Here is an 11,096-nt window from a genome sequence, read left to right as displayed (position 1 = left end):
CGCCACCCGGCGAGTCAGCAGCCATGCTACTAGGAAGGGGACGAACCCGAAGAAGATCAAGAGGACTACCCAGCGCGGCGTGGTTCGGTATCGCACTTGGTCCAGGCCGCTGGTCGCCTCGCCGGTGAGCGCGCAGATCGGTGGTAGCGTCCCGGCGTACAGATCACCTTCCCATACCTGTACTGAGGTTGCCATCGACTCGAGTATGAGGAGGCTGCCAGCAGCCCGCAATGGTCGGGGAACATTGCGGGCCACGGGGGGAGCGACCTCGCGCCGCGAGTCAACTCTCCGAGCGGCGACCTCTACCCGCGAGGAATCCACTACGTCGCATCGGGCGATTCGCCGCCGTTTTTCAAGCTGGGGCGGCTGACGTACAGGAGGGACCGCAGACGACCGGACGAGTTTGGGCTGCATGATCCACACGGCTGCCGACGGCAACCGACGCCACCCGCATTCGCGCAGAGAGTGTCAGCGCACGTGTCACGAACCAGGGTGCAGCAGCCTCACCTGTACCGCCGGGACCGAGCAGCCCTAACCGGAGCCCCGTTCGCACCCCTCTTTTCCTACAGAGGGCACAGGGTGGGCCACACCTACATCAATGACGCGATCATCCCCACCCTCTGTCGCAAAGCAGGAGTGCCGATCGATGACGCGCGGGGCCGAATCACCAGCCACCGCGCCCGCTCGACGATCGCCAGTCAGCTGTACAACGCCAAGGACCCGATGACGCTCTTCGAGCTTCAGGCGTGGCTGGGACATCGGTGTCCCAGCAGCACGCAGCACTATGCACGCATCACGCCGATGACATTGGCCAAGGCATACAGCGACGCGGGCTACTTCGCGCGCAACGTTAGAGCCATTGAGGTTCTCGTGGATCGTGACGCCGTCCAGAGCGGCGCGGCGGCCTCCGGCACGCCGTGGCAACACTTCGACCTCGGTCATGGGTACTGCACATACAACTTCTTCGAGCAGTGCCCGCATCGCATGGCATGCGCGCGCTGTGAGCTCTACGTTCCCAAGCAGTCAACACAGGCAGAGCTACTCGAGGCAAAGGGCAACCTCCGGAGAATGTTGGTCCAGATTCCCTTGACCGATGACGAACGAGCTGCGGTGGAGGAGGGAGGCGCTGCGGTGCAGCGTCTCCTCGACCGCCTCGCTGACATTCCCACTCCGCCCGGCCCAACGCCGCGAGAGATCGGTCTCACTCCGCTCCCCATGGTGCCGCGCCACACCACCTGAGGTGATGTGGCCTCGATCGACCTGACAACGCCATCCTCAAGAGGAGCCACGCCAACGAGAGGGGCCAGCGTCTGGACGTGAGCCCTGACGATTCGGAGCCCGCAGGGGGTGTCGGCTCCTGATCACGGCAGCCACGAGGGCTTGCTTCCGGGCCAAGAACGAGGTGTCCTCCTGATGTGAGGCGTTGATCGCTGACGTGGCATCCAAGCAGCGCGCGGCCTCCGCTTCAACCCCCAAGACAAGTCGCCTGCGGCGAGGGGTTTCCGCTCGGGCCTTGTGCGCGCTGCTCATTGCAGTGTCACCGCCGCACTCGACGCAACCGAGGCGGCTGCGCTGGACGCGTCGGCCACCCTCCTCGCCGAGGACGGTCTGCCCGGCGCGCTCGATCCCGCCGCGGAGGTGCCCGGCGCCGTCTGCGTCCTGGCCAACCCCGCCGACGGTGAGATCGACCCGGTGCGCCTGGTGCGCGGACTGGCAGCGCCGCACGCGGAGCGGATCTTCGAGGACCAGCCTGTGGTTGCCGTCGAGGATGGCGAGAACTCGGCGACCGCACATCTTCGTGATGCATCAATCACGACCGGGGCAGTCGTGCTCGCGACCAACGCGTGGACGGCGCAGCTGCTCCCCGGCATCCCCATCGAGCCCATTCGTGCCCAGATGCTGGCCTCGGCGCCCGCGCCGCCCGTGGTCCCGCGGCCCGTGTACGCCGACTGGGGCCATCGCTACTGGCGCCAGCGCGACGATGACTCTGTCCTGGTGGGCGGCTTTCGGGACCGCGCGCTCGTCACGGAGGTCGGTTACGAGCTGACCACCACTGACGTGGTGCAGGCCCACCTCGAGGAGCAGCTGCGCGTGCTCGGCGTGACCACCCCGGTGACGCATCGATGGGCGGGGACCATGGGCTTCAGCGCGGACGGACTGCCGCTGGTGGGGCTTCCGCCGAGGTATACCCGCGTCCATGTGTGCGCGGGTTACACAGGTCACGGCATGGGCTTTGCCGTCAACGCCGCAACCGTGCTGGCGGAGCGCATCGTCGACGGGCGCGCGCCGCCGGCGTGGCTGAACGCCGCTCGGTTTCCCGCCTGACGCTCAGCGCGCGGTGGAGGCGGCGCCCGCCCAGGCGGGCAGCGTGACGATGAAGGTGGCGCCGTGGCCCACCTCCGACTCGACCCGGATGGTTCCCTGGTGCGCGGCCACGACGTGTCGGGCGATGGCCAGGCCGAGGCCGGAGCCCTCGCCATCGCGACGCCGAGAGCTGTCGGCTTTCCAGAAGCGCTCGAAGATGCGCGCCAGGTCGTCGGCGCGGATGCCGACCCCCGTGTCCGTGCAGCGCAACTCAACCTGCTCATCGTCGACGGCGCGCGCGGCTATGGTGATCGTGCCGCCCTCTGGCGTGAACTTCACCGCGTTGTGGACGAGGTTGCGAAGCACGTGCTGGAGGTGGGCCACGTCGCCGCGGATCGGCGGGATGTCGGCAGGCACATCGAACCCCAGGTTGATGGCCTTGTCCTCGATGAGTGGGCGCAGTCGATCGACGGCGATGAGCAGGTCCACCACCGGGACAGCCTCCTCGGGGGCAGGTCGCTGGTCGCCCTCGAGCGCGCTCAGCTCCAGAAGCTCCTCGACCATCTGCGACATCTGCTCCACCTCCAGCCCGAGCCTGTGCACGAACTCGTGCGCCGCCGGGCCGTCCTCCAGCGCCCCGGCCAGAAGCGTCTCGGCCATCACGCGCATCGCAGCGAGCGGGGTGCGCAGCTCATGCGAGACGTTGCTGATGAAGTCCCTGCGCATCTTCTCGAGATGATGGATGCGCGTCTCGTCGCGGACCCAGAGAAGCACTCCGGCGCCGGGGCGTGCGATCCGACGCGCGCGCACGGAGAGCTCGCGGTCCATGGTGCTCCAGTGCGCCTCGATGACTTCGTCGGTGGCGCCCGCGGAGGTGAGCAGCCGGATAAGGCGGTAATCCCCGTGACATTCCGCGATGGCTCGGCCGATCGAATCCTCGCGGAGATCGAGATGGCGCAGGGCCGTGGGTGACGCGAAGCGGATCAGCCCCTCGTAGTCGACCAGCAGAAGGCCCTCATCCGAATCCTCGAGGACGTCGGCAAGCACGTCGGCGAGCCGTATCGAATCCGTCCATCGGGCGTGCTGCACGGGAGGAGCATAGGTCGCTCGCGTTCCACGGCGTCCCACGAAAACGTGTGCGAACGGGTGGCCAGCGGCACGCGCGCGTCTTAACCAAAGCACAACCTGCAGATAACCCGCGCCTCTCCACGGGGCAGCGAGGATCGGGCTGGGACACCGGTACGCCGACCTGGAATATACGTCTCAAGAGAGGGAATAGTGAAAGCGAACGCTCTGCGAATGACCGCCGTGGCCACAGCCCTGACCGCGGCTCTCGCCGCCTGCGGAGGAACCGACACCACGACGAGCGGCGGGCCAGCCACATCTTCCACCCCCGGCGCGACGGCGGTGTGCCAGGGCACCACCGCGAAGCCCGGCTACACCAATGGCCTTCACGTGCAGCCGAACCAGGCGACGACGCTCAGCGGCGCGGGCTCGACCTTCGTGGCGCCGATGCTGTCGGCTTGGTCATCCACGTACGCGCAGCAGAAGAGCGTCCAAGTCGCGTACCAGTCCATCGGATCCGGCGGAGGGATCGCACAGATTGACGCCGGCACGGTCGACTTCGGCGATTCCGACGCCTACATGAAGGACACCGACATCGCCAAGGCCAAGGGACCCATCCTGCAGGTTCCCTTGGTACTGGCCCCGGTCGTGGTCACCTACAACCTCCAGGGCGTGTCGAAGGGTCTGAAGCTCGACGGCGAGACGATCGGCAAGATCTTCGCCGGAGTCATCACGACCTGGAACGACCCCGCGATCACCGCGCAGAACCCGGGGATTACTCTCCCGAGCAGCCCCATCGCGACCGTGCACCGGTCCGACGGTTCGGGCACCACCGACATCTTCACCGACTACCTCACTAAGGAGAGTCCGACGTGGGTGTCCACCCTCGGCGGGGCGAACAAGAGCCGGGGAAAGACGGTAGCCTGGCCGAACGGGATCGGAGGCAAGGGAAACGAGGGCGTGTCGGGTGCCGTCCAGCAGACACCCGGCGCCATCGGGTACGTCGAACTCGCCTACGCCCTCACCCAGAACCTGCCGTACGCTGACGTCAAGAACAAGGCGGGGAGCTACATCGAGCCCTGCATCAAGACCGTCTTGAATGCGACCAACGGCGTCACCTACCCTGACGACCTTCGCATCGACTTGACCGACGCCAGCGACCCGCAGGCCTACCCGATCACCGGCACCACCTGGGCGCTCATCTACCAGAATCAGACCGACGCCGCCAAGGCCGCGGCGCTTGTCAACTTCTTCTCGTGGGTGCTGACCACCGGCCAGGATCAGACCATCGCTCTCAACTACACGCCGCTCGGCAAGGATCTTCAGCAGCGCTGCCTCGCGCAGCTGAAGAAGATGACGCTGAACGGATCGCCGGTCGTTCCGTGATCGCCACAGGGGGGAATTAACCCAAGCAATGAGCGCCGTCGACATCCGGCCAGCACCGGCGGCGCCCCGTGGCCGGCAGGCGATCGTCCCTTGGCTGCGAGGTGACGGATTCTTCCGCCTGCTGGTCACGGCGTGTGCGAGCCTCGTGCTGCTCTTGATCGCCGGCATGGTCGCTTTCCTGCTGGTGCAAGGTCTTGACGCGATGCGCCACTACGGGTTCTTCAGCTTCCTCACATCCACGCGATGGGCACCCTCCGAAGCCGATCCGAGTCAGACATCGCCCAACCCATACGGCATCCTTCAGTTCATATACGGGACCTTGATCACCTCATTGATTGGGATGCTCATCGCCGTTCCGATTGCTGTGTCCGTCGCACTGTTCATCACCAACTTCGCGCCCGCACGCGTGCGGCGACCTCTGTCGTCCCTGGTCGACCTTCTAGCGGCGGTGCCGAGCGTCGTGTACGGGTTCTGGGGGATCTTTGCGCTGCTTCCCGCCCTGAAGCCGGTAGGCAATTTTCTGGCGGGAACACTTGGCAAAATACCCGGGGTCGGCGTCATCTTCTCCGGCCCATTTTTCGGCTACTCCTACTTCGCCGCTGGCATCGTCCTGGCGATCATGGTGCTGCCCATCATCACCGCGGTCTGCCGCGAGATCTTCCAGACCACCCCGTTGGCCTGGAAGGAGGGGGCGGTTGCTCTCGGTGCCACTCGCTGGGAGATGGTGAAAGTCGCGGTGCTCAAGCCCTCACGCGGCGGCATCATGGGCGCCTCGATCCTCGGTTTGGGGCGTGCCCTCGGCGAGACCATAGCGGTCACCATGGTCATTGGGAATTTCGTGCTCGGCATCAACAAGAGCGTCCTGTCCCAGGGCGCCACCATGTCGAGCGTGATCGCCAATGAGTTCACAGAGGCGACCGAGCCGTTCCACCTGTCCGCGTTGTTTGTGGTTGGTTTCTGGCTTCTCGTGGTGGCGCTGATCGTCAACGTCATTGCCCGCCGCATCGTCAACGCACAGGCCGCGTTGTGACCACGGTCCCGGCGACAGTCTCGCGCACCCTTGCCGCGCGCCGTCGGCGCAGCCGCGTGGTGACAGCTGTGCTGATGCTCCTCATGGCCTTGACCATTGGCGTGCTCGCCTGGGTGCTGATCTACGTTGCCGCGAAAGGTCTGCAGTACATCGGACCATCGTTTCTTGTCCAGAACCCGCCCGGCATCCCCGGCGCGGGTGGCGGTGGATTCGCCAACGGCATCATCGGCAGCTTCATCGTTGTCGGAATCGCTGCGCTGCTCGCGATCCCGATCGGGATCCTCTCCGCCGTGTACCTCTCCGAATACGGACGGGGTCGCTGGTCGAAGGCGGTGGACTTCTTCACCGACATCCTCATCGGCATCCCGACCATCGTCACCGGCGCATTCGTGTACTCGATCTGGGTGATCCACTTCGGATTCTCGGGGTTCGCCGGGTCGTTGGCCCTGGCCATCGTCATGCTCCCGCTGATCATCCGCACGACCACGCAGATGCTGAAGCTCGTCCCGGCGGAGATGCGCGAGGCGAGTGACGCGCTGGGGGCCAGCAAGCGCCAAACCGTGACTCGAGTGGTGCTGCCGACGGCGCTGTCGGGCATCATCACCGGGCTGATGCTGGCCGTGGCCCGCGCCATGGGCGAGACGGCGCCCCTCCTTCTCACCGCGCTGGGCAACGACCTCTTCACAGAGACGAATCCCGGCAAGAGGATGTCGACGCTGTCACTGCAGATCTTCAGCAACGCCATCAGCGGCTACCGGGCCAACCAGGAGCGGGCATGGGCAGGCGCGCTCACGCTTGTTGCCATCGTTCTTCTCCTGACCACGATCGCGCGGTTCTTCGCGCGGAGAAGCAAGGTCTCGCGATGAGAAAGGTTGAGCTCCTCGCGGATGTGCCAGACTCGAGCCGCCTGGAAGAGTCTCAACTCCGGGTGCTCACTTTCAACGCGACCGCCTTTTCATTGGAACCGGTCCGCACGCAGCAGCCGCCAAGGAGCCGTTAGATGTCAGCTGCGTTCCGCATCGAGGTTGGTTCCGATATCGTCCCTGCAGTGGCGACCGACGTCCCCCCCTCTCCTGCGGTCGAGACTCACGGCCTCGATGCCTGGTATGGCGAGTTTCAGGCGTTGCGTAAGGTCGATTTCTCGGCCGCCAAGGGACGGATCACGGCGATCATCGGTCCGAGCGGCTGCGGCAAGAGCACCCTTCTCCGCGCTCTCAACCGCATGAACGACCTCGTCCCGGGCTACCGTACTGAGGGCGAGGTCCTCCTCGAGGGCGTTGCTGCGCCGACGGATCCGGCGGGCGTCATCGCGTTGAGACGCCGGATGGGCATGCTGTTCCAGCGACCCAACCCCTTTCCAATGTCCGTGTTCGACAACGTTGCCTACGGGCTGCGCCTCGAGAAGCGTTGCTCGAAGCGCGAGCTCGCTGAACCCGTGGAGCGCGCCTTGACCCGCGCCGGTCTCTGGGACGAGGTCAACGATCGTCTCGACAAGTCCGCGCTGGGGCTGTCGGGCGGACAGCAGCAGCGCCTCTGCCTGGCACGCAGCCTCGCGGTGGAACCGGAGGTCATCCTCATGGACGAACCCACCTCCGCGCTGGATCCGATCGCCACCCTGCGTGTCGAGGAGCTGATGCGCGAGTTCCGCGACGAGGTGACCATCATCATCGTGACCCACAACATGCAGCAGGCGGCGAGGATCAGCGACGTGACCGCGTTCATGTTGATGGGCGAAGGCCGCGCCGGTGAGCTGGTCGAGATGAACACCACGCGTGAGCTCTTCAACCGGCCCCAGGACCGCCGCACGGAGGACTACATCACGGGTCGCTTCGGTTGATGGAGCCCCTGGCGCACCCGCATCGGCCCTCGCTCGAGATCGAGCAGCGCCAGATCCGCGACCTGGTGCTGGAGATGGGAGAGATGGTCGATCGGGCCATTGACCACGCCACGCGCGCTCTCATCGATCGAGACGTGCAGATGGCGTCGGCGGTCATCGCCGATGACGCCGTGCTCAACGCCCGCCAGGCGGAGGTGCACGAGCACTGTCTCTCCGTGATTCTCACCCAGGCGCCCGTGGCCCGTGATCTACGCGAGATCCTGGGGTTTCTGCACATGTCCGACGAGTTGGAGCGGATGGGAGACCACTGCGTCAACGTGGCTCGGATCAGTCGCAACCTCGCCGACCTGCCGCCGTTGGGAGCACCCGTCGACCTCGCCGTGCTCTCGCGAACTTGCGCGGAGCAGGTCCGTGACATGCTCAACGCACTGGTGGCCCGCGACATCGACCGCGCTCGCGAGATCGCTTCGCGCGACGACCGTGTGGATCGCATGTACCACCGCATCGTCGACGACATTCTCCAGCTCATGGTGGCGAATTCGCGTGACATCTACGCCGGTACACAGATGATCCTGGTGGCCATGAACTTCGAGCGCATCGCGGATCGCGTGACCAACCTCGCGGAGGACCTCGTCTTCCTCGAGACAGGAAACGTCGAAGAGCTCGGCTGATGAGCGTCAGCCGAGGACGCAAACGGATCCTGGTCGTTGAGGATGAGGAGAACATCAGGGAGACACTGCGCTACAACCTGACGCGCGAGGGCTATGAGGTAAGCGAGGCAGGGACGGGCACGGCGGGTATCGAGCTCGCCCGGCAGCGTCGGCCCGATCTCATCCTGCTCGACCTGATGCTCCCCGAGATGACCGGTCTCGAGGTGTGCCGGGTGCTGCGTGCGGAGATGAGCACGCCCATCCTCATGCTCACCGCCAAGGCCAGCGAGCTTGACAAGGTGGTCGGCCTGCAGGTGGGCGCCGACGACTACGTCACCAAGCCCTTCTCGCTCAACGAGCTGCTCGCCAGAGTCGCGGCCATGCTCCGTCGTGCGGAGCTGACCGGTGTGCAACGGCAGGACACGGGTGAGATCGAGGACTTCGGTGGCTTCCGTCTCGACCGCGCCGCAAGAACCGTACGGGTGGGCGCTGAGAACGTCCATCTCACGCCCAAGGAGTTCGATCTCCTCTCACTATTGCTCGGCAACCCCGGGCGGGTGCTGTCGCGGTCCACCATCATCCACAGGGTCTGGGGCAGCAAGTTCTTTGGCGACCACAAGACCGTCGACGTGCACATCCGCTGGCTGCGCGAGAAGTTCGAACGTTTCAACACGCTGCCATTTCGCGTCACCACCGTCTTCGGGGTTGGATACCGGCTCGACCGTCTCGATGCAGCGGACAGGTCCCCCACAACTCTGAACGAGAAGCCAACAACTGCTTAACCCCGCTGCGGTTAGGGTGATCGCGTGGTCAGGTCCCCCGCCGGAACGCTGAAGCGACCAGGCATGGCTCGGCACATCCCGGGTCTCCCCGGTGACCACCCGTCGCCATTCATGCAAGTCATCGGCCATGCCGGGTTGGCCGTCGAAGCCAACGGTGGCTCACCGACGGGCGCACACCTCGACCAAGCGCTCGTGACGGATGTCGATCGCTTGGAGCTGGACATCTGCAGCACCGCGGACTCCGAGCTGGTCGTCCGCCACGACGGCTGCCGCCGGGACGGTCGCCTCATCGCTGACGTCGAGATGGCGGAGCTTCGTTGCAGCGATCCGGGGATACTCACCGTCGACGAGGCCGTGGAGCATCTCGACGGTCGGGTGCCGATCCTCTTTGACATCACGACCGCTCGGGCCGCACAGCTGCTCGGACTCTGGTTTCGTGGTCGTTCTGACCTCGATGACTTCGCGACATGTACCGAGAACGTTCCGTGGCTGCTCCACCTGCGCTTCGCGGCGCCGAGCGTTGCGCGCTGGCCCTCCTTTCCGGATATCGGCGGCAGCCGCAGCGACCGTGCGCACCGTGTCGTCGCCGGGTTGTGGCGCAGCCACGCCAGCCTCGACGGGCTCCGACGCGGTGCTGCGGATGTCAGTCGAGCGGCGCTGCAGGTGCGCCGCGCTCCGCGTGACAGCCTCAGCCGTCTCGGCGGATTGCTCTGGCGCGAGCGGCTTCCCCAGGAGTGAGGCACACCTACGCCGAGGCCGGCGCTGCGGGCATCTGCGCCCATCACTGGATCGTGTCCGAGCAGCTCGTCGCGGAGGCGCACGGCCTCGGCCTGCACCTCAACACATGGACGGTGAACAACCCCTTCGCGGCGCGCATGGTGGCTGACGTCGGCGTGGACTCGATCACCACCGACCGCGTCGAGCTCATCAGGCATGCTTTGCAGTCCACCGACCGCAACGATGACGGTGGAGGTCGCGCGCTCAGGTCAAGGGGGTGGCGCGTACTGCGCCGACCTGATCCGAGCGGCGTCGACCTCGATGGTCCATGTCGATCCCTTCTCTGCCCGCGTTGAGCCGAGCCGCAGTCCGCTTCTGACCATGAGGTCGAGCAGGTCGGCGAGGATGTCGCCGCGGGTGCAGGCCACCACCGCCGAGGGCTCCTGTGCCAGGCGTTCGAGCATCGCTGTCGCCATTCCACCCTCGTACAGCACGGCCAGCGTGGCCAGCGGGAGCCGTTGGGCGCGCGCCGGCGGCAGCACCGTCGCGACGCAGCGCAGTGAAGGGCTCGAGTACACGACCGCGGGCGGCCTGACGGCCAGGGTCGATGCGAGACGTTCGGCCTGGATGCAGCCCCGATCGGACAGGGGACGCAGGTCGTCGTCGTGAGTCCATGCGCCGCGTTCGCCAGAGTGTGAGTGGCGGACGACGTGGATCAGCTGCGCAGCCATCGCCAATTCCCTGAGCGTGAGGCGCTGCCCCACTCAACCCGCCAGCGCTTTGCCGCAACGCCGATGTGCCCCAGCTCGAGCGCAGCCATCTCTCCCGCCACGAAGGAGATGCTCGCGATCACCCCCGCCTGGCGCTGCAGCCAGTCTCGCGTGACGACCGCGTCGTGATGCTCCCCGAGCACAGTCTGCAGCGCGGCCAGCAACGCGGCGCTTTCAGCCGCCGCGTTGCCGACGGCGGGCACGCAGGCGTCGGCCGCGTACCGCGCCCGCTTGGCGAGGCTGCGGATGCGATGCAGCTCAGCGTCGGCGGGCTCGTCATCGAGCGCCTCGACGTACTTGTGCAGGCGCCTCCACGGCCGCCGCGCCAGGCGCGAGAGGGGGAGGCGGCCTTCACCCTCCTTCCATCGCGGTGAGGACGGCGGCCACAGTGCGGTCCAGCACGCGGAGGTACTGCCGTCAGCGCTCGTCAAGGGATGGTCCGTCGATCGCGCCGCGGCGATGCTCGAGGGAGCCGGCGCTCGCAATTTCTATCTGAACGCCGGCGGCGACGTTGTGGGCCGCGGCGGGGCGCAGCCGGGCCGTGGCTGGCGCGTC

At 66.3% G+C, this 11,096-nt stretch carries 14 protein-coding genes and 1 pseudogene; 11 read left to right on the top strand and 4 right to left on the bottom strand.

All coding sequences use genetic code 11. The features are described from left to right. On the bottom strand, positions 1-195 hold a 195-nt coding region (locus JF886_RS10095), incomplete at its 3' end, for a hypothetical protein (RefSeq protein ID WP_337312070.1). 384 nt (positions 196-579) lie between these two features. On the opposite strand from JF886_RS10095, the gene JF886_RS10090 reads away from it, so the two are divergent. Together JF886_RS10090 and JF886_RS10085 are read left to right on the top strand one after the other, a co-directional pair. Then, complete coding sequence (locus tag JF886_RS10090; protein WP_502711425.1) at positions 580-1,239, top strand: site-specific integrase; 660 nt, start codon at positions 580-582, stop codon at positions 1,237-1,239. Between the two features lie 276 nt (positions 1,240-1,515). Beyond that, on the top strand, positions 1,516-2,325 hold the full coding sequence (locus JF886_RS10085) for an NAD(P)/FAD-dependent oxidoreductase (RefSeq protein WP_337312067.1): 810 nt from the start codon (positions 1,516-1,518) through the stop codon (positions 2,323-2,325). A 3-nt stretch (positions 2,326-2,328) separates the two neighbouring features. Here the strand turns inward: JF886_RS10085 and JF886_RS10080 are convergent, their stop codons facing one another. Beyond that, positions 2,329-3,393: a sensor histidine kinase gene (locus tag JF886_RS10080; protein ID WP_337312065.1), complete on the bottom strand. Its 1,065-nt coding sequence runs from the start codon at positions 3,391-3,393 to the stop codon at positions 2,329-2,331. Between the two features lie 210 nt (positions 3,394-3,603). Here JF886_RS10080 and pstS point away from each other — a divergent pair, with 210 nt between their 5' ends. The 8 genes from pstS to JF886_RS10040 all read left to right on the top strand — a co-directional run bounded on the left by pstS (position 3,604) and on the right by JF886_RS10040 (position 10,127). Then, positions 3,604-4,755, top strand: a complete 1,152-nt coding sequence (pstS, locus tag JF886_RS10075; protein WP_337312063.1) for a phosphate ABC transporter substrate-binding protein PstS — start codon at positions 3,604-3,606, stop codon at positions 4,753-4,755. Between the two features lie 28 nt (positions 4,756-4,783). Continuing rightward, positions 4,784-5,785, top strand: coding sequence for a phosphate ABC transporter permease subunit PstC (gene pstC, locus JF886_RS10070; RefSeq protein WP_337312061.1), 1,002 nt, complete (start codon positions 4,784-4,786; stop codon positions 5,783-5,785). Beyond that, positions 5,782-6,651, top strand: coding sequence for a phosphate ABC transporter permease PstA (pstA, locus tag JF886_RS10065; protein WP_337312059.1), 870 nt, complete (start codon positions 5,782-5,784; stop codon positions 6,649-6,651). Before pstC ends, pstA begins: the two co-directional genes overlap by 4 nt. A 134-nt stretch (positions 6,652-6,785) precedes the next feature. Further along, positions 6,786-7,622: a phosphate ABC transporter ATP-binding protein PstB gene (gene pstB / locus JF886_RS10060; RefSeq protein WP_337312057.1), complete on the top strand. Its 837-nt coding sequence runs from the start codon at positions 6,786-6,788 to the stop codon at positions 7,620-7,622. After that, positions 7,622-8,293, top strand: a complete 672-nt coding sequence (gene phoU / locus JF886_RS10055) for a phosphate signaling complex protein PhoU (RefSeq protein WP_337312055.1) — start codon at positions 7,622-7,624, stop codon at positions 8,291-8,293. The genes pstB and phoU overlap by 1 nt, the downstream gene beginning before the upstream one ends. Beyond that, positions 8,293-9,054 carry a response regulator transcription factor gene (locus tag JF886_RS10050; RefSeq protein WP_337312053.1) on the top strand — a complete coding sequence of 254 codons (762 nt, stop codon included), beginning with the start codon at positions 8,293-8,295 and terminating at the stop codon, positions 9,052-9,054. Before phoU ends, JF886_RS10050 begins: the two co-directional genes overlap by 1 nt. A 24-nt stretch (positions 9,055-9,078) precedes the next feature. Continuing rightward, positions 9,079-9,792, top strand: coding sequence for a hypothetical protein (locus JF886_RS10045; protein ID WP_337312052.1), 714 nt, complete (start codon positions 9,079-9,081; stop codon positions 9,790-9,792). After that, on the top strand, positions 9,789-10,127 hold the full coding sequence (locus tag JF886_RS10040; RefSeq protein ID WP_337312050.1) for a glycerophosphodiester phosphodiesterase: 339 nt from the start codon (positions 9,789-9,791) through the stop codon (positions 10,125-10,127). Before JF886_RS10045 ends, JF886_RS10040 begins: the two co-directional genes overlap by 4 nt. Here the strand turns inward: JF886_RS10040 and JF886_RS10035 are convergent. Both JF886_RS10035 and JF886_RS10030 read right to left on the bottom strand, forming a co-directional pair. Further along, a complete protein-coding gene (locus JF886_RS10035) occupies positions 10,041-10,502 on the bottom strand; it encodes a histidine phosphatase family protein (protein WP_337312048.1) in 462 nt (153 codons plus the stop codon). The genes JF886_RS10040 and JF886_RS10035 overlap by 87 nt on opposite strands. Continuing rightward, positions 10,487-10,972 carry a CHAD domain-containing protein gene (locus JF886_RS10030; RefSeq protein WP_337312046.1) on the bottom strand — a complete coding sequence of 162 codons (486 nt, stop codon included), beginning with the start codon at positions 10,970-10,972 and terminating at the stop codon, positions 10,487-10,489. Before JF886_RS10030 ends, JF886_RS10035 begins: the two co-directional genes overlap by 16 nt. A 28-nt stretch (positions 10,973-11,000) precedes the next feature. On the opposite strand from JF886_RS10030, the pseudogene JF886_RS10025 reads away from it, so the two are divergent. Next, positions 11,001-11,096, top strand: a pseudogene (locus JF886_RS10025) (FAD:protein FMN transferase); the annotation flags it as partial.

Source organism: Candidatus Aeolococcus gillhamiae (genome assembly GCF_016464765.1).
Classification (GTDB): domain Bacteria; phylum Chloroflexota; class Dormibacteria; order Aeolococcales; family Aeolococcaceae; genus Aeolococcus; species Aeolococcus gillhamiae.
The sequence above is the reverse complement of the archived record's forward strand: the minus strand, read 5'-3'. Positions and strand labels throughout refer to the sequence as shown.

Excerpts from the sequence above, each read along its gene's own strand:
- pstS (WP_337312063.1), top strand. The coding sequence starts at position 3,604 with ATGACCGCCGTGGCCACAGCCCTGACCGCGGCTCTCGCCGCCTGCGGA.
- pstC (WP_337312061.1), top strand. The coding sequence starts at position 4,784 with ATGAGCGCCGTCGACATCCGGCCAGCACCGGCGGCGCCCCGTGGCCGG.
- pstB (WP_337312057.1), top strand. The coding sequence starts at position 6,786 with ATGTCAGCTGCGTTCCGCATCGAGGTTGGTTCCGATATCGTCCCTGCA.
- phoU (WP_337312055.1), top strand. The coding sequence starts at position 7,622 with ATGGAGCCCCTGGCGCACCCGCATCGGCCCTCGCTCGAGATCGAGCAG.
- JF886_RS10050 (WP_337312053.1), top strand. The coding sequence starts at position 8,293 with ATGAGCGTCAGCCGAGGACGCAAACGGATCCTGGTCGTTGAGGATGAG.
- JF886_RS10035 (WP_337312048.1), bottom strand. The coding sequence starts at position 10,502 with ATGGCTGCGCAGCTGATCCACGTCGTCCGCCACTCACACTCTGGCGAA.